The following is a 17,691-nucleotide window of genomic DNA, read 5'->3' as shown; positions in this document are numbered from 1 at the left end:
TCGCGAGTGAGGGGACGCGACAGGGAAGGGGTCAGCTGACAAGCTTCTCCGTTGGTATTTTGAGCGACAGCACGAGCCCATCGCTTCCCCAATCCTTTGTCATCGTGCCATCCAGGCCGCGCAGGGCCGCCTCTTCGAGCTTTGTGCCGAATCCTTTCGAGGTACCGGGCTCGGGAGCCGCGGACAGGCCATCCTCGCGCCATGTGAGATGAAGCCACTCGTCGTCCGTCAGGACATCGACAGCCAATTTGCCTCCGGGTGTCGACAGGGCGCCGTATTTTGCGGCGTTGGTGGTGAGCTCGTGGAGAAGGAGTGCGAGGGACGTAAGAGCATGTCCGGTGACGGGGGTATCCGCACCCGAAACTAATATCCGCGAGCCTTGCTCATGCTCGTGCGGCGCAACGACAGCCTTGATGAGGGCCATCACCGTTGTCCCCACCGGGTTTGCGGCACGATCCCTGCTGAGCTCCGGAAGCGTAAGCTCATGCGCTCTTGCGAGGGCCTGCATGCGGGATCTGAGATCGGCTTCGAGCTCCGCTACGCTGTTAGCGCGACGGGCGGTGAGCGATATCAACCCGGCCGACAGGCTGAAGAGGTTTTTGATCCGGTGGTTGATTTCCTGCAAGAGGATGTCCTTGTGTCGCGCGGCCTCCTTCAGCGCGTAAGCCTGGGCTTCCAGTTCGTCCTTCTGCTGGGCGAGTTGTTGACGCTGCCGATAGAGCTCAAAGAAAACATCGACTTTGCTGCGTAAGATGTTCGGCTCGATAGGCTTCTGGATGAAATCGACCGCGCCGGCTTCGTAACCGCGGAACCGGCGTTCGCTCGTCCCGGCCGTTACGAAGATGATTGGCACCCTGCGGGTACGCTCATTGCCGCGCATGAGCTCAGCCAGCTCGAAGCCGTTTAGCCCCGGCATCTGCACATCGACGAGAGCGAGCGCGACTTCATGCCGTAGTAAGAGCTCAAGTGCCTGGTCGCCCGATAGAGCCTTGAGGACGCGAATGTCGTCGCGGCGAATAAGCGCCTCCAAGGCAAGTAGATTTTCTTCAAGATCATCAACAAGAAGAAGTGGGACGGGCTCCATGTGGTTACACCTCTTCTAGATACTGCGCGATCGCCTGGAGCGACATGACACGAGCATCGGGACACGTTCTGATAGCTGATTCCGGCATGGCGGATGCGAACGCCTCACGAGGGTCCTGCACGAGCCCTGTACCCCCCGCATCGAGGACAGCCCTCAGCCCCCGGGTCCCGTCGTGATTGGCTCCTGTGAGCACGATCGCAATCAACCCGGGCCCATAGGCGTCGGCAGCGCTTTCAAACAGCACGTCGATTGAGGGACGGGAAAAAAGAACAGGCTCATCGCTCGAAAGGCAAATCGTCCGATCCACTTCCACCAGCAAATGATAGTCGGGTGGGGCGAAATAGATCGTGCCACCGCTAATCGGCTCCTTGTCCTCGGCCTCCTCTACGAAAAGGCGACACTTGGCGCGGAACAACTCGGCCATGACGCTGCGTCTATCGGGGGGCATGTGCACCACAACGAGGATCGGAATACGGAAACTTCCGGGGAGCGAAGGCAGAATGACCGACAGAGCTTCAAGAGCACCTGCCGAGGCACCGATCACCACGGCTTCTGGACGATCTGGCATCATATCGTCCGCCTCTGGTAGATCTTTTCTTCGCGCACGAAGTCGGAGAACGCATTCGAGTGTTTGGAGAAGCGTAAGCTCTCCTTCGCGCCGAGGCCAAGAAATCCTTTACGAGCGAGCGAGTCCTTGAAGAGACCCAGAGCACGATCCTGCAAGCCACGATCGAAATAGATCAACACGTTGCGACAGGATATGAGGTGCATCTCGCCGAAAACGGCATCGGTCACGAGGCTATGGTCCGAGAAAAGGACATTCTTCCGCAGCGTCTTGTCGAAGGTTACCCTGCCGTATGCGGCCTGGTAGTAATCAGACAACGAGCCCTTGCTCCCAGACTTTCTGTGGTTCTCGGTGAAGAGCTGGACGCGATCGAGGGCGTATATGCCGGCCTCGGCGGCCTCGAGGGCATCGTGATTGATGTCGGTGGCATAGAAGATCGTCCGATCTTCCAATCCTTCCTCGCGAAACAGGATCACGAGCGAATATAGCTCTTCACCGCTGCTGCAGCCCGCGACCCAGACCTTAAGCGAGGGGTAGGTTCGCAGATGCGGGACTACGGACTCACGGATGGCTCTGAAGTAACTTGGATCGCGGAACATCTCGCTCACCTGAACGGTGAGATATTGTAACAAACGGGGCAATAAAGCCTCGTCGTGAAGCAGGCTTTCCTGCATCGATGAGAAGGTTGCGAAGCCCAGCTGTTCTCGAGCTTGCTTCAGACGGCGTTTGATGGACGCCATTGCGTAGTTGCGAAAGTCGTAATGATACTTGAGAAACAGAGCCTCCAGAAGGAGCCGGATCTCAATGTCCTCGTTCTTTTGATAGGCGGGCCTGTCTGTCACTTCGGCATCCACACCCGTACGAGAGACAGGAGCTTGTCGACATCGAGCGGTTTGGCCATGTAGTCGTTGGCGCCCGCTTCTATGCAGCGCCGCTGATCGTCGGGCATCGCCTTGGCGGTGAGGGCGATGATCGGCAGCTTCTTCCACCGCGGATTCTTGCGGATCTCCCGGGTTGCGGTCAGACCATCCATCACCGGCATCATGACATCCATAAGCACGAGATCGACCGACGCGCGTGGGTCGTTTGAAGAGCGCTCGAGGGCATCGAGGGCTTCTTGCCCGTTGCGCGCTATCTCCACGACCGCTCCGCGCGGCTCGAGGATGTTCGTGAGAGCGTAGACATTGCGCACGTCATCTTCGACCACAAGGACACGCCGTCCTTCGAGCAGCGCATCCCTGTTCCGCGCTTTACGGATCATTTTCTGCTGCTCGGCAGGCAATTCCGAGATGACTTGATGCAGAAAGAGGCTCACCTCATCGAGGAGCCGCTCCGGTGACTTCGCTCCTTTGATGATGATCGACTTTGAATAACGGCGAAGTTTCCGCTCGTCATCGGGCGAGAGTTCCCGGCCCGTATACACGATAACCGGGGGGAAGGCGTAGCTGCTTTCCTGACTGAGTGTTTCGAGTAACGAATAGCCGGAAGCGTCGGGCAAGGACAGGTCAAGCACCATGCAATCGAACGTGTTCTCCTTGAGCAAGGCAAGGCACTCGGCAGCCGTGCTTGCCGTGACAGTCTCGACATCCGGCGTGCCCAAGAGCTTCGTCATGGCTTCACGCTGCACAGGATCGTCTTCTACGATCAGAACGCGTTGAACACGTTGGGTGAGGCGGGCTTCCAGCCCTTGGAGGACTTCGACCAACTGCTCTCGGTCGACCGGCTTGATGGCATAGCCCGCGGCTCCCAGGGAATAAGCCGTTTCGGTGTGCTCGCTGGCAGAAACAACGTGTATCGGAATGTGTCGGGTCTGGACGTCGTGTTTCAGCCTGTCGAGCACCGCGAGCCCGGACGCGTCCGGCAAGCCGATGTCGAGCACGATGGCACTTGGTGTGTATTCTTTGGCGAGGGTGAGCGCTTCTTCAGCCGTCCCGGCTACAATGGTACGAAAACCCATCTCTCGCGACAGATCGCGGACGATGGTAGCGAAGGTTTCGTCGTCTTCGATCACGAGCAGAATGCGTTTCGCATCCGCCAGAGCCTCACGATCGTCCGTGATTTTTCGTGCGGGAGGCGGTGGGACCGGGCGCGCCGGATCGGCCGAGGGTTTTAGCGTAGCGCTCGGCGTGTTCGCCTGCGCTTCTCTGGGGGGCACCTGGGCCGGATCGTAACGTTCCGGGATGGTGACCGTGAATGTGCTGCCTTGTCCCGTCTGGCTCTGGAGGCGGATGGTGCCGCCAAGAAGACGCACGAGTTGCCGCGAGATTGAAAGACCAAGGCCCGTTCCGCCAAATCGGCGGCTGATGCTGTTGTCAGCTTGGTGGAAGGCGTCAAAGATACTCTGCTGTTGATCCTTCGCAATGCCGATGCCCGTGTCGGTGACGGCAAACCCGATTTGGCCTGTCCCGGCGCGTCGTATCGAAAGTTTGACCTCTCCCCGCTCCGTGAACTTGATTGCGTTCGAGAGCAGGTTTTTCAGCACCTGTTCCAGCCGCTGCGGATCAGTTTCAATCCTGGAGACGCAATCTGGAGCCACCTCGACCGAGAACTGGAGATCCTTTGTGGCGGCCAGAGGTTGAAAGGTCTGGCGCAGATTGCTGGCAAGGCGCTCGATCGACAGGGGTTCCGGCTGTATCTCGACGTGTCCGGCTTCGATTTTGGAAAGGTCGAGGATATCATTGATGAGATTCAGCAGGTCGTTACCCGACGACTGTATGGTTTTCGCGTATTTGACCTGTTCTTCTGTGAGATTTTCATCAGGGTTGTCGGCGAGAAGTTTGGCCAGGATCAGCGAAGAATTGAGCGGCGTGCGCAGCTCATGTGACATATTGGCAAGGAAGTCGGATTTGTACTGACTTGCCTGTTCCAATTCCCGGGCCTTGAGCTCGACTGACGCGTTGGCACGCTCCAGGTCATCGCGTTGACGCTCCAGCTGATGAGTCTGCTCTTCCAGCTGGGAATTCGTCTGTTCGAGCTCCACCTGTTGCTGTTCGAGGCGTGCCTGCTGTTCCCTCAGCGCTCTGCCTTGCTCTTCCAGCTCCTCGTTCGAGACGCGAAGTTCCTCACTCTGGGTCTGCAGCTCCTCCGATTGTCGCTGCGTTTCTTCCAAGAGATTCTGGAGTTCGTTGCGGTACGTTGCGGATCGCACCGCGATGGCAATTGCTTCAGACGCCCGATCCAGGAGAGCGATGACCTGTTCATCAACCGCCTGAAGAAAGCCGAGCTCGACCACGGAATTGACCCTGTCGTCCACACGGCCGGGCAAGATGACGAGGTGTTTCGGTTTGTGGCGGCCCAAGGCCGAGCCGAAGGTGAGATAGCCGTCAGGAATGTCCTGCACAACGATGGGTTTACCTTCAGCAGCTGCCTGGCCGAGCAGACCTTCCCTGCGCTTGAAACGCTCCAGAACGCTTGCGTTCCCCGGCACACCATAGACCGAGGCACGCTGGAAATAATCGCCATGTCCGACGAAGACGGCCCCGGCGATCGCTCCCGCATAACGGGCCAGAAAATCCAGAACGCTGTTGCCGAGTTGTTCGAGGGACTGATCGCCCATCATGGCCGAAGCCAGTCCCACCTCTCCCGCCTGGAGCCACTCATCCCTGCGACGTGCCAAGGTTGCGCGTCTGATGAGGAAGCCGATCATTCCCGTCAGTGCGATGCCGAGCAAGCTTGACAACAGCGTGCCCAGGAAGGCTGTGCGCTGTGCGCTCGACATCTCGGCGAGCCTTTGCACGCGTATCTCTGCCTCAGCTGCAGCCATGGCTGCGATCTGGGCGCGGATTGCGTCCATTTCGATCTTGCCCCGGTCGGAATTCATCCGGGCGACGGCCGCGTCCAACCCCTGCGTGCGGCGCAGCTCGATCGTGTCGCTGAGCTCGGCCAATTTGGATGCGACGCGCTGCCGCAAGGTCGCTAGTCGCTGCCCCTGCCCCGCGTTAGCGCCTGTTCGTTGGCCGATCTCATCGAGCTTCGATGGAATTTTCTGAAGCGCGGTGTGATAGGGGGCGAGATAGCTCTCATTGTTGGTGAGCAGGAAGCCCCGCTGCCCCGTCTCCGCGTCTTGGACGTTTGAAAGCAGCTCATCCAGCGCGACGATGGCGACATGGGTCTGGACGATCCGCTCATTGCCTTCGCGGAGGGCTTGGAGATTGAGGTGGCCCACAAGGCCACTTACGATGAAAAAGATAAAAGCGCTGGCAAGACCTAGTGCGACGCCAGCGTCGAGGCCAAGCCTTCCTCTGCTCAATTTCGACTGGAGCGTGCGACTCATCAATCTCGCCAAGTGCTTCGATAGGACAAAGACAGGTGGGGGAAGGCGGTTCGCAGCCCCCGGCAGTGGTGAGATATAGAAGCCGGAGCCGGATACGTCGAGGATTAAGCATCTGACCGGGGTCTCAAAAAAATTCTCGGCGGCTTGCCGCCATCAACCTCAAGGTCACGATCGGTTTTGAAGTTTCATCTCCACCTCACCATTGCGTGAGATGGAGCTCGATTGTCCCGGATTTGATTGCCGCCGCCGGATGCCGGACGCGGCTAAAGGCGTGGTGGCCGGCTCGCGATTGCGCCGACCGTGGTACCGGCTTCTCGAAACGAAGCTTAAGCGGGCTGGTCGCCGGGATCACCCGGAGGTCCGCACTGCAGATCGAAGGCGATCGCCAGATCCGTTCCGTCGTCGACGGGCCTGAGGGCAGGTTCTTATCGTTGGTAACAAATTTCCGCGGCCCACGAGTTGGTGGGGTCGAGCATCAATGGCCCATCCTCCTGTGGGGGGGCTCTTTCGCCGGTCCAGAGCCGGTCAGCGCCCGAGAGCGGGCATGATGACGTTGTCCACGATGTTCCAGCGTCTGTTCCGGTCTGCGCGCTCAGCCCCTCTCATCCAGTAATCGATCGAGCGCTCCCGTATGCCGCTGGTCTGTTCGAGCCGCAGCCAGAGGTCGACGTAGCGCTGCATGTCGTCTGACCGTGGCGGCATGAGGTAGGAGAACGGCAGCGGTGCGCCTATATTGGCAGGCACGACGGCCGTATAGCCCGAGCGTGCCTCAGTCCATGCGGCCGCCTGGTCGCGCGTCCAGATCGCCGCATCGATGTCCGGCCTGGCAGGAAGTTCGTCGTAGGAGCCAAGCACGACGATCTCGGCTTTCGGAAACAGGCCTTTGACCAGTGGCTCGAGTACCGGATCTTGAAAGACCGCGATCTTCAATCCGGAGCGCGCCGCGACCGTGTCATAGGATCGAAATTGTCCGGCGCGGTCAGCCCGCACGATCAAGGCCAGCGGATTAATGAGGTAGAACTCCGACACGCTCAGTTGCCGCAGTCGATCCGGTGTCGCGTAGGCACCCGCCATCACGATGTCGAACATGCCCGCAGCGAGATCAGCCTCCAGGCTGCGCCAGTCGATCGGTACGAATTCAATGCCGACGTGCAGGTCCCGCGCGAAGCGGTAAGCGGCGGCAACGTCATAGCCGACAAGGTCGCCGGCGCCGTTAAAGTAGCTGAAGGGAATGATATCGGCGCCATAGCCCACACGAATCCGGCCTCGGGACCGGATCGCGTCGAACGTCCCCGCTCCGGAAAGTGAGGTCAGATCAGCCGGACGCGCACGATGGACGACGGCATCGACGGCCGCCACCAGTTGTGGATCAAGCGTGCGGGCCATGATCGCTGCATCGGTGGGTGGCGGAAACAGCCTTTCCGAAAGGTGACGCCCGAGGAGTGCGAGCCCTCCGAACAGAATGAACACCGCGCAGAACGCCGCCGCGATCGGTTGCAAACGCAGACGCGCCCGACCGAAATAGATCATCGTCACGGCCAGGGTGACGAAGGCAAAGCCCATCACCGAAATCGCCACCTGACCGTAGCGCGTGACCGTCATCGTCTCCACGTAGAGATTGAGCGTCGTCGCCGGCAAGTTGAGCCAGGCGGCAAGAAAGGCAACGGCGTCAACGGAAGCGCTTGGTGAGCCAATCCCCGACAGGAGTGTCATAAATGGCAACATCAGCCATTCCGACAGGGTGAGCGCGATGCGGTTGGAGTAGCTCGCATAGATGAGGAAAAGGGCGATGAAATAGTTGCCGAGCTGGCTCAGCACGTAAGCGATGGACAGGGTCGCGCGAATAACGTCGTTGGCCTCTCCGCCGTCGATCTTCTCGCGCCGGCAGATATCCTCAGCCGCCTTCTGGATGAACGGCAACGCTGCGACGGAGAGGGTTGTCACGAGGGCGAGGGTGAGCGCCGGGCGCAACGCGCCGAGGATTTCACCATAGCGCAGCGGTACCAGACGGCTGAGCAACAGTGGCAGCACAAGGAAGCCCAGGATGAAGGTGCCGGCGAGGAAGAGCACGGAATAGACCACAAGGCCGCTGGCCGCCGCAGCATCGACCGTGCCGGCTGTGCTGGCGAAAAGAGCGAAGACGCCGATCGGTGCGAAATAGACGATCCACATCCAGAGGGTGACGCTTGCCTTGCGTAGCACCTCCATGCTTTCGAGCAGGGTAGCCTTCTGCGGAATGGTCTGGATGGCGACGCTGTAGAGAATGGCGAACACGACGATCGCCGGCACAAAATTACGATCGAGAGCGACGGCGATATTAGCAGGAATGAGCAGATCGAGGATATCGGCGGCCGCGCCCGCCGTATCGGGCGCGAGAACGCTCGGCGGCGGCGTTGGCGGGATGAACGCGCCAAGAAGCAGGATGGTCAGGAAGGTCAGCGCCCAACCAACCGCGTAGACCCCCCAGCTGGCACGCAATAGGCGCCCGGCACGCTCCCGCGCCAATCCGCCGAGGCCAACCAGCAACGAGCAGACGAGGTAGGGAAAGACGGCGATCTCAAGCATCTTGGCGTAGGCAATGCCAAGGGGTTCGAGCACGGCGGCCCGCTCGCCGATAAACAGCCCGAGTGTGAGGCCGAGAGCTGCCCCGATCAAGATGAACGAGGGAAGCCGGGACCCTGACGTCTCTGCCAAATCAAGCCTCTCATCGCAAAGAGCGATTACCGTTGCGTACAGTCATGCTAGCGGTCGCGCAATGTCCACGATTGCTCGACCTTGCGGCGCGCTGATTTTGATGACTGCAGCACATTTGCGACAAAGCCTGCGCGGTAAGCCAAGCGAGCAGGGGGCGGAGGTTCAGCGCATCACGTGTGCTGACGGAAACGCTCTATTCGGCCGATAGAGCTTCCGTTGTTGGGAGGTTCGTCCGCCGCGGCAACTTTGCTGACGGCACGGTTATCCCCGCCTGAGATCAACGTGCATGAGCAATTGAGCGCCCGTGGCGCTATGCTCCTGCGGAGTGGGCGTGCACCCACCGGCTCAAGCTGTGAGGGCCCTTAGTGCTTCATGCGTCTGCGCGTATGCTCGCCCGGAAGTTCCTGCGATGCTTCCGGGCAGCTTGAGTTATGGCCTCATATCGAACGCGACTAGATGAAGAATTCAGATGCTGAGAACGTCGCCTTGGGGCTGATCCTCCGGGGTGCCGACGGGCGCCACTCTTAAGTCTTGTAAGTTCGGATTGGCTGCTGGCGGGTTCTGTGAGACCGGCATCGGCGCTGGGGCTCGGTGAAAGGTCCGATCGGCTTCTAAGCTTTCCCGTGGGGCAGTTTCCGGCATGGCGGCCTCCGATCCGCGAAGATCGATCATTTCGCCGAGTTGCTTGTCGATAGCGGCATCGGAATCGGGAAGGATCTCTTCCGTCTCCTGAACCTGCCCGGATGCCGACCGGATTATCCGGTTTGTTACGACGCTGATTTGGGGCAACACGCTCAGCAAGTCGGGCGTCAACTCGCGAAGATCAACGATCTGGCCGTCCTCAAATTGAAGCAGCTCCACGTTCTTGATCTCCTTGTGCTCTGTGCGCCCATCACCCGGCTGACGCTTGATATGCCACGTCGCGGGGGCCCTGCCCTGGGTAACCGAGTAGTCAGTCAATTTGTGCTCAAGGACGATGCAATCCTCGCCAGCACCGCCGTCAAATTGATCGTCACCGCCCTTTGCCCAGAAGACGTCCCTGCCGTTGTACCCCCGAATGATGTCAGGGCCATCGCTACCCTGGAAGTGGTAGTTACGCCTCTGTTCGACGCGGTATGGCACGTCATAGCCGTGGAAGCGGGCGAGGCTTTCGCTGACCGAGAGTTGCCCGGATTTGCCTGCATACAGATCCACTCCTGACGTTACGTATCGCTCGACCGAATAGGGATCCGTGAGGCATGCAGCGCCCAGCATCCCTCCCAGTGAAATCGGCTGGCCGTTGATGGTCTGGCCGTCATAATGGAACAGGAGATCTCGAAGAATCTGAGCCTTTGCATGCAGTATATCGCGAAAGGCCATGTCCTGTGCCCCAGGCGACGCGAGAAATTCGTCTTTGCTGGTGATGCCGTGCATTCCCGTCCAGCCACCGCTGTAATCGTTGTCGAGAGGATCAGCGTCCGACTTGACCATTCCGATGTAGCGGAGTGAAACCTCATCGAGTGCAAAGGCACCCAGCCGGTTTGAAGCATCAACGGCATCGTAATCGTTGGATGATTGGTACTGGCGGACAGCGCTTGTAAAATCGGTAGATGTTCCGCGTTCCATGTGAATTCACTCCGTTGCAAAGGAAATATCCATGGAGTATTTTCCAAATATATACCATGGATACAGCATTTCATTTTGTGCTTTGCGACGCGCGGCATCGGCCAATTTGATCGCTATAGTGTCAGAACGCATCCAACATAAGACCTTCTACCGTGGGGCGTTGGTAAGCTGCGAAGCTGCCAGCCTTGCCGCCATATCAACCGCAATCTGTGCCGGAACGGTGCGCATACGCGCGGCGGCAACCAATGATCGCTGGTTCAAGGTCAGCTTCGGTGTTGAGAAATGACCCGCGACCACCTTGCGGATCCGCATGCCCCACGTTGCAGATCTCTCCCGACCACAGAGGCAGCAACGGCGCTGCTTTCAGAACTCTAGAGCATGGAAGGAGGGGACGACCTTGCGGGCTGCCGCATTCTGTTCGAGTTCTGTCCGAGGCCCGCCGAACGTGGACGGCGCTTCCTGCAGCCGCAGTGATAACGGCGTGCGGCAAGTCTGGAGTAATGGATGGAGCCCACGGGGGGGGGGGGCGGCTCCATTAGGGGAAATGCATTTCGGCGCGTAGCCCGCCTTCCCTGCGGTTTTCGAGATGGAGGGTGCCGCCCATGCGTTTGAGGGCAAGATCCGCAATGGGGAGGCCGAGGCCGCTTCCCGTGGGCGTCTTGTTCCGCCCGCGAAAGAACCTGTCCCGAACCTTGGACAATTCGTCTTCCGCGATACCTGGGCCGCGATCCTCGATCACCACGGCGATCGTGCCTCCATCATCCCTGACCCCGCAAAAAACCGCGTCTTCGGCCGGCGAATGCAGGACCGCGTTCTCCAGGAGATTGCGCGCCGCAAGCATGAACAAGGCCGGATGCACCGGAAGGACGGATCCGTCCAGCGCGGAATCGAACCTAATCGCGGCGGCACGCGGATGATGCTGGTGGATGTCATCGGCGATGAGGCGCAAGACCCTGCCGAGAGCCACACTGTGCCGATCCCCGCCGATGCCGCCGCTTTCCGCGTTCGTGAGATCGGTGAGCTGCCGCACCAGACGGGCTGTCCGGTCGACACCCAGGACGATCTGGCTGAGAGCGTTGTCCCGTACGGTCGCATCGCCCGCGCCAAGCGCGACCTGGGCCTGGGTCTTCAGCCCCGCGATCGGCGTTCGCAGCTCGTGAGCTGCAAAGGCGGTGAAATCGCGCTCATGCTCCCGCGCCGCATTGACCCGCGCGAAAAGTCCGTTGAGCGAGCGGATGACGGGCCGAATTTCCGACGGGCTACCAATATCGGGCAACGCGCTCAGGTCCGAGGCCGGCCGCGTCTCGAGGGCCATCGCCATGGCGTTGAGTGGCGCGAGCCCCTTGCGCACGCTGAGCCAGAGCAGTCCCGCCAGGAGTGGAAGGCTCAGCAAGGCCGGCAGCGCGAGCCCGCGGATCACGTCCGTAACCAGCCTGTCGCGAACCCTGAGATTGTCACCGACGAGCACCCGCATGCCGAGCCCCTCGTTGGCGACCGCATAGACCCGCCAGGTCTCGCCATCGACCTCGCTCTCCGAAAAGCCCTCCCTGTTCTCCGTGAGCGGTACGCCCGGCGCACCCTCTGAACGGCCGACCAGCGTCCCGTCAAGCGCCCAGATCTGGCAGGAGAGCTGCCGATCATAAGCGGCGTGCAGGGTGAGAGCCGAGGACGGGATCTGCGCCACGCGACGCGGATCGATCTCCTGGTTGGCGATCAGCGAATTCACCATCCGCGCCGCTTCGATCAGGCGGGCATCGAGCACCCGCTCCACCTCCGTCCGCGTGCTCACGTAGATCCAGGCCGCCGCCGACAGCCAGACAAGGCCGGAGGTGACCACCAGGATGAGGAAGAGGCGGCCCCGGATCGAGCTCATGCATCATGCTCCGCCAGCCGGTAGCCGACGCCACGCACGGTCTCGATGACGCCCGCGCCCAGCTTGGCGCGCAGGTTGTGGATATGGACCTCTATGGTATTGCTCTCGACATCCTCCTGCCAGCCGTAAAGCCGGTCCTCGAGCTGCAGCTTAGAGAGGATCTGCCCGGGCCGCTCCATCAAGGCATGCAAGATCGAGAACTCCCGGCGCGACAGGCGAACCGGCGCGCCCGCCTTGTGCAGGGCCATCGCCGCGGGCTCCAGGTGCAAATCGTTCCAGCTCAGGCTGGCCGTCGCGCGGCCCGTGGCCCGACGTGTCAATGCCCTGAGCCGGGCTGCCACCTCGTCGAGGTCGAACGGCTTGCCCAGATAGTCGTCGGCACCGGCATCGAGCCCGGCAATCCGGTCAGGCACCCCGTCGCGCGCGGTCAGGAGGAGCACCGGCGTATCGACGCGCCGGGCACGCATCTCGCCCAGGACCTCGAGGCCGGAACCATCCGGCAGCATGAGGTCGAGAACGACCGCGTCGAACGTCGATCCATGCAGCGCTGCGGATGCATCGGCGCGGGTGGCGACCGCATCCACGGTGAACCCCACCTGCCCAAGTCCGACCTGCAGCCCATTCATCAGAACGGCATCATCTTCAACGACCAGTATTCTCATTCCACCAACACGTGACGTACCCGGTAGCACTGCGATCGCGCGGGGAGCTTAAGCCAGCCTTAAGGTGGCGGTCATGGATCACGTCCTGCCTACACGCGTCGCCCAGCCGACCGAAGCTGAGACCAGGAGATCCAAAATGCCCGCATTCTCCCGCCGCACCCTTCTCGCCGTGAGCGCCGTCCCCCTTGCCAGCGCGCTCCTCGGCCATGGCGCGCGCGGCCAGGACAGCGAGGTCACGAGGGAGATGATCCTCAACGATCCCGCCGTCCCTGTCGGTGGCAATCCCAAGGGCGATCTGACGATCGTCGCCTATCTCGACTACAACTGTCCCTATTGCAAGAAAACCGCGCCGATCCTCGATCGCATCGTCAAGGAAGACGGGCGGATCCGGCTCGTCTACAAGGACTGGCCGGTTATCCGGCCGACGTCGATCGACGGCGCGACCTTGGCCATCGCCGCAAATTTCCAGGGCAAATATGAGGCCGCCCATCACGCGCTCATGAGTATCCCCGGGAGCAATGTCTCCAGGGACGCCATGAGCAAGGCCCTGCAAGCCGCAGGCATCGACATGTCCCGGCTCGATGCCGACATGGCTGCCCGCGCCGGCGAAATCGATGCGCTGATCAAGCGCAACATGGCGCAGGGCGATGCCCTCGACCTCACCGGCACCCCGACATTCCTCGTTGGGCCCTTCCGCACATCGACGCTCGATGCCCAGGGCTTCAAGCAGGTCATCAAGGATGCCCGCGCCCATCGGGCCGAGCCACGTTAGCCAAGCCAAACAGGCGCGCTGATGCGCCTCCCTGCCGCCCGGGCCTTGGGGCTTAAGCCTGCCTTAAGCTGCGCGGCCGATCGCTCGCCTCCCTTGTCCGTGCTGCCCGCCATAGGAACCCGCTTGTGATCGCAAGAGCCCTCTTGTCCGTTCTCGTTGCCGCCCTGGCGCTGGCCCATGCCATGATGGCTCCGGCATCGGCGCAGAACGGCCCGGTAGGAGCCCGCCCGCTCCCGGCCGACCAGGCCTTCCGGCTGTCGGCGTCCCGCGAAGCCGATGGCGGGCTGCGCCTCACCTGGTCGATCGCCAAGGGCTACTATCTCTATCGCGACCAATTCGACTTCAAGACGGGCGATACGGAGCTGCAGCCGCAGGCGATTCTCGGCGAGAGCCAATCCAAGGAAGACCCGACTTTCGGCGTCACTGACATCTTCGAGACGAGGGTCGCCATCCTGTTGCGGCCGCCAGCCGCGACAGCCCCGGATGCCATTGCGGTGACATACCAGGGTTGCCAGGACGGCGGCATCTGCTATCCGCCTGCGACCCGCAACATCGATCCGGCGACACTTGCGATCAGCGGCCCGGCGCGGCCGGCGGCCACGAGCACCGCTGACGCGACACCGCTTGCAAACACCGCCCCCTTGGCAGGTGCGTGGACCGCCCCCGCGGCATCGCGCGCAGCAGCGCGGAGTGGCATTTCCCTCTCCGGCGACACCAGTGGCATGGTCGCCTCTCTCCTTGGCGACGGCGGCGCCCTCATGGTGCTGGCGAGTTTCCTCCTGTTCGGGATGGCACTCGCCTTCACGCCCTGCGTCTTCCCGATGTATCCGATCCTCGCCGGGGCCATCGCCCGGCAGGACGAGGCGGCGACATGGCGGCAGGGACTATCCCTGTCGGCTGTCTATGTCGTCGCGATGGCGGCGGCCTTCGGCCTCCTGGGGATCGCCGCCGCATGGTCCGGTCAGAACCTGCAGATGGCGCTGCAATCGCCCGTCGCCGTCGGCATCGTCGCGGGGCTTTTCGTCGTCCTCGCGCTCTCGATGTTCGATCTTTTCGCGCTGCAGCTGCCGTCGGCGTGGATCAATGCGCTCAGCCGCGCCGGCACCGGCAAGCGTGGATCGCTTGCCTCGACCGCCGCTCTCGGCTTCACCTCCGCCCTGATCGTCGGTCCCTGCGTCACCGCGCCCCTCGCCGGCGCCCTCATCTATATCGCCCAGAGCGGTGACGTCGTCCTCGGCGCCGCCGCGCTCTTCGCGCTCGGCATCGGTAAAGGCATCCCGCTTATCCTGTTCGGAACGCTCGGCCAGAGCGCCTTGCCGCGCGCCGGGGCATGGATGAACACCGTCCGACAGGCCTTCGGCTTCGTCTTTCTCGCCACCGCCATCTGGATGGCATCCCGGCTTGTTCCGGCCGAGGCGACGCTGGCGCTCTGGGCCCTGCTTGCGCTCGGGCTCGCCGCTTGGCTCGGCGCCTTCGACACGCTCGGCGCCGATGCGAGCGGCCGCCGCCGGGCGGGCAAGACGACCGGCCTCGCGGCCGCGCTCTATGGCATCTTGCTGGCGATCGGCGCCGCGAGCGGTGCGGGCGATCCGCTACGCCCGCTCGACAGGCTCATGACCCAGCGCAATGGGGGCGACACGCCTGAACGCACCGCACTTGCCTTCGACACCGCGGCCCGCCCGGATGAACTACGGGAGCATATGGCGGCGAATGATGGCAAGCCAAGCCTCGTCTATGTCACCGCCGACTGGTGCATCACCTGCGCCGTTATCGATCGCGGCGCGTTGCGCGATCCCGGCATCCGCACGCAACTCGCCCGCTTCAATCTGATCAAGCTAGACGTCACGGACAATACGGCCGCGCAGCAGGACATGATGCAGGCGCTTCAGGTCGTCGGCCCGCCTACGATGATCTTCACCGATCCTGAGGGTCGGGAGGCCGCGGGAACGCGGCTCATCGGGGAGATCACCACAGCCACCCTTCAAGCCGCCGCGGCGAAGGCCGAAACCGCGCGATGACCTCCGCGTCCCGATGCACGCTGCCTAACTTCCCGTCCTCGTAACCCCGATTGACTGATCCCCATGCTACCGCAGATCCCCTTGCTTTGGCTCGCCAGAAGTCCAGCCCTGTCATCGCTTGCCGTGAGCCTCCTGCTTGCCGGCTGCGTCACGACCGCGCCGCAACTGGCGCCCGCGCAACGGCCCGGCATTCCGATGGAGGATGCCGACGCCTACAGTGGCGAGAAATTCCCCGTTCCGCCGCGCGATCCCGCCCGGACCAGGCCAGAGAATGTCCGGCAGCTCGTCGATTATCGCACGCACGAACAGCCCGGCACCCTGGTCGTGGATACGCGGAACCGCTTCGTCTATCTCGTTAAGGAAGGGGGCAAGGCCCTGCGTTACGGCGTCGGCGTCGGACGGGAAGGGCTGGAGTTCAGCGGCTCGGCGGCTGTGGGCGCGAAGCGCGAATGGCCACGATGGACACCCACTCCGAATATGATCCGGCGCGAGCCCGAACGGTATGCGCAATGGGCCAAAGGTATGGAGGGCGGCGCTGACAACCCGCTCGGCGCCCGCGCACTCTACCTTTACAAGGACGGCCGGGACACCCTGTTTCGGATCCACGGCACCAATGAGCCGGAGACAATCGGCCAGGCCGTCTCCTCGGGATGCATCCGCATGATGAATCAGGACGTGATCGACCTCTATCGACGCGTGCCGACCGGGGCGAAGGTGGTGGTGCTCTAGCGCGCGATTGTCGATGGTCCCACGCCGTCGCCAGTCGATGAGGACTGGCTGATGCGGGTCTTACGAGCTCGAACGAGCCCAGCCCGCGTCGACCTATCGACACGAGGGCTGTGTTTCAGGAAGACGAGAACCGCGCGCGACCGACGGTCGGATCGCGTGCCGCATCGCTGCCTTGTTGCGCTGACCTGCTCCGGGAGAGGCGGGCGTCCACGTTTGTCGGCCGCTGGCATCGGCAGCGCGCTGGCGATCGGTTAGCAAGTGAGCCTGCGGCATTCATTCCCGCTCATCTGGAGCTGGCGGGCTGGGTGCGCGCATAAGAAATTAAGCTGTCCTCATTCCCACGAGGGCACTGGGTTCTTGCAGCACGTCCAACGTGCCCGCGTCACGACTTCTCGCCACTCGGATATCGGATGGCGTCGCCCTTCACTTGGATGAAGGCTTGAGAGTATCTCTCGACGTGACCAATGTGAGATTTCATGAGCTCTACACCGGTTTCCACATCGCGAGCCTCAATGGCCCCAGCCAGAGCCCGATGCTGCTCCAGAGGAGCGTCCGTTATGGCGATGCGCGTATTCTCGTCATGCATGTCTGGCCCAATGTCGCCAGCAGCGTCATCGTCTTCGCCTCTGTGTCCGCCTCGCATGCCCTTATCACCGAAGCGGCTTTGAGCTTTCTCGGTCTTGGCGTGCAGCCGCCGAACCTGAGCTGGGGCATTATGATCGCCACCGGTATGAGCTATCTCAGCGAGTGGTGGATCAGCTTTTTCCCCGGGGTCGCAATCTTCCTCGCGGTGTTAGCGCTCAACGTAGTAGGGGACGTGCTTCGCGATGTTCTCGATCCCAAAGCTAAGTCTTGAGCCACGGTAGTGTAACCACACAGGCGACTGTGGGCACTTCGGCAGCTCCTTGGCACCGATGCCGTTTTTCCTCCGGTGAGCCTCACCAGGCGCCTGTGTTGACCAGGCTGGGGCCGGCACGGTCCAAGGCATACGGGCCCGGCCTGCTCAGTTCAAGCTGAATAGAATGTCCGCGGCTCGTGACTTCGGCGTTCTCATCATGCGTCATCGACGGTGCGGTCAAGATCCGGTACAATGCGCTCAGACTGTTCTTGCGCATTTTGCCCTGTGCGGAGGAGCCGTTATGATGCATGAACTGAGATTCAATTGCCAGGTATGCGGCCACGTCTGTTCGGAAGTGGCCGTTGAGCCGCTCGGTCGATTTTGCATATGCCCTGCCTGTGCGGCAATCACTCCGAGGCCTGTCCTCGGTCGGGAAACGCGGTGGTGGCTGGCGGAGAGTTCCAATCGTCCTGTTCAACCGTTAACGTCCGCGATGACCAAAAGGCTTCGTGGGATTTCGGCGCCTGCGCGGGCGGGAGGTCAATCCGTCGGTTCTGATCTTTCGCGCAGCGGAAGCG

General features: G+C 61.8%; 13 protein-coding genes. 5 read left to right on the top strand and 8 right to left on the bottom strand.

Translation table 11 applies throughout. The annotated features are described in order from the left end of the window. Window positions 1–31 precede the first annotated feature (31 nt). From KIO76_RS22720 to KIO76_RS22695, 6 genes are all read right to left on the bottom strand, one after another. Window positions 32–1,084, bottom strand: coding sequence for a sensor histidine kinase (locus KIO76_RS22720; RefSeq protein WP_213325864.1), 1,053 nt, complete (start codon window positions 1,082–1,084; stop codon window positions 32–34). Between the two features lie 4 nt (window positions 1,085–1,088). Beyond that, window positions 1,089–1,655, bottom strand: coding sequence for a chemotaxis protein CheB (locus tag KIO76_RS22715; protein ID WP_249730005.1), 567 nt, complete (start codon window positions 1,653–1,655; stop codon window positions 1,089–1,091). Then, window positions 1,652–2,503, bottom strand: coding sequence for a CheR family methyltransferase (locus KIO76_RS22710; RefSeq protein ID WP_291976155.1), 852 nt, complete (start codon window positions 2,501–2,503; stop codon window positions 1,652–1,654). The genes KIO76_RS22715 and KIO76_RS22710 overlap by 4 nt, the downstream gene beginning before the upstream one ends. After that, window positions 2,488–5,922, bottom strand: coding sequence for a response regulator (locus KIO76_RS22705; RefSeq protein ID WP_213325863.1), 3,435 nt, complete (start codon window positions 5,920–5,922; stop codon window positions 2,488–2,490). The genes KIO76_RS22710 and KIO76_RS22705 overlap by 16 nt, the downstream gene beginning before the upstream one ends. 525 nt (window positions 5,923–6,447) lie before the next feature. Then, window positions 6,448–8,616, bottom strand: a complete 2,169-nt coding sequence (locus KIO76_RS22700; RefSeq protein WP_213325862.1) for a cation:dicarboxylate symporter family transporter — start codon at window positions 8,614–8,616, stop codon at window positions 6,448–6,450. 465 nt (window positions 8,617–9,081) lie between these two features. After that, window positions 9,082–10,221 (bottom strand): hypothetical protein, encoded by a 1,140-nt coding sequence (locus KIO76_RS22695; protein WP_213325861.1) that lies wholly within the window; start codon window positions 10,219–10,221, stop codon window positions 9,082–9,084. Window positions 10,222–10,252: 31 nt separating this feature from the next. Between KIO76_RS22695 and KIO76_RS22690 the strand changes: the two genes are divergently transcribed. Next, window positions 10,253–10,507 carry a hypothetical protein gene (locus tag KIO76_RS22690; RefSeq protein ID WP_213325860.1) on the top strand — a complete coding sequence of 85 codons (255 nt, stop codon included), beginning with the start codon at window positions 10,253–10,255 and terminating at the stop codon, window positions 10,505–10,507. A 249-nt stretch (window positions 10,508–10,756) separates the two neighbouring features. On the opposite strand, the gene KIO76_RS22685 is transcribed toward KIO76_RS22690, so the two are convergent. Together KIO76_RS22685 and KIO76_RS22680 are read right to left on the bottom strand one after the other, a co-directional pair. Continuing rightward, the gene (locus tag KIO76_RS22685) at window positions 10,757–12,094 is read right to left on the bottom strand and encodes an ATP-binding protein (protein ID WP_213325859.1); all 1,338 of its coding nucleotides are present in this window, start codon (window positions 12,092–12,094) and stop codon (window positions 10,757–10,759) included. After that, window positions 12,091–12,756 (bottom strand): response regulator, encoded by a 666-nt coding sequence (locus KIO76_RS22680; RefSeq protein ID WP_213325858.1) that lies wholly within the window; start codon window positions 12,754–12,756, stop codon window positions 12,091–12,093. The genes KIO76_RS22685 and KIO76_RS22680 overlap by 4 nt, the downstream gene beginning before the upstream one ends. Window positions 12,757–12,892: 136 nt before the next feature. On the opposite strand from KIO76_RS22680, the gene KIO76_RS22675 reads away from it, so the two are divergent. The 4 genes from KIO76_RS22675 to KIO76_RS22660 all read left to right on the top strand — a co-directional run bounded on the left by KIO76_RS22675 (window position 12,893) and on the right by KIO76_RS22660 (window position 17,131). After that, window positions 12,893–13,528 (top strand): DsbA family protein, encoded by a 636-nt coding sequence (locus KIO76_RS22675; RefSeq protein WP_213325857.1) that lies wholly within the window; start codon window positions 12,893–12,895, stop codon window positions 13,526–13,528. A 125-nt stretch (window positions 13,529–13,653) separates the two neighbouring features. After that, on the top strand, window positions 13,654–15,546 hold the full coding sequence (dsbD, locus tag KIO76_RS22670) for a protein-disulfide reductase DsbD (RefSeq protein ID WP_291976154.1): 1,893 nt from the start codon (window positions 13,654–13,656) through the stop codon (window positions 15,544–15,546). A gap of 63 nt (window positions 15,547–15,609) precedes the next feature. Then, window positions 15,610–16,275 (top strand): L,D-transpeptidase, encoded by a 666-nt coding sequence (locus KIO76_RS22665; RefSeq protein ID WP_213325856.1) that lies wholly within the window; start codon window positions 15,610–15,612, stop codon window positions 16,273–16,275. A 439-nt stretch (window positions 16,276–16,714) separates the two neighbouring features. Further along, the gene (locus tag KIO76_RS22660) at window positions 16,715–17,131 is read left to right on the top strand and encodes an ABC transporter permease (protein WP_213325855.1); all 417 of its coding nucleotides are present in this window, start codon (window positions 16,715–16,717) and stop codon (window positions 17,129–17,131) included. Window positions 17,132–17,691 lie beyond the last annotated feature (560 nt).

It is taken from the genome of Chelatococcus sp. YT9, from assembly GCF_018398315.1.
Taxonomy (GTDB): domain Bacteria; phylum Pseudomonadota; class Alphaproteobacteria; order Rhizobiales; family Beijerinckiaceae; genus Chelatococcus.
This window is presented reverse-complemented; position numbering and strand designations above follow the sequence as displayed.

Coding starts and splice junctions, on each gene's coding strand:
- KIO76_RS22675 (WP_213325857.1), top strand. CDS start 12,893: ATGCCCGCATTCTCCCGCCGCACCCTTCTCGCCGTGAGCGCCGTCCCC.
- KIO76_RS22695 (WP_213325861.1), bottom strand. CDS start 10,221: ATGGAACGCGGAACATCTACCGATTTTACAAGCGCTGTCCGCCAGTAC.
- KIO76_RS22705 (WP_213325863.1), bottom strand. CDS start 5,922: ATGAGTCGCACGCTCCAGTCGAAATTGAGCAGAGGAAGGCTTGGCCTC.
- KIO76_RS22715 (WP_249730005.1), bottom strand. CDS start 1,655: ATGATGCCAGATCGTCCAGAAGCCGTGGTGATCGGTGCCTCGGCAGGT.
- KIO76_RS22690 (WP_213325860.1), top strand. CDS start 10,253: ATGGAGTATTTTCCAAATATATACCATGGATACAGCATTTCATTTTGT.
- KIO76_RS22685 (WP_213325859.1), bottom strand. CDS start 12,094: ATGAGCTCGATCCGGGGCCGCCTCTTCCTCATCCTGGTGGTCACCTCC.
- KIO76_RS22720 (WP_213325864.1), bottom strand. CDS start 1,084: ATGGAGCCCGTCCCACTTCTTCTTGTTGATGATCTTGAAGAAAATCTA.
- KIO76_RS22680 (WP_213325858.1), bottom strand. CDS start 12,756: ATGAGAATACTGGTCGTTGAAGATGATGCCGTTCTGATGAATGGGCTG.
- KIO76_RS22665 (WP_213325856.1), top strand. CDS start 15,610: ATGCTACCGCAGATCCCCTTGCTTTGGCTCGCCAGAAGTCCAGCCCTG.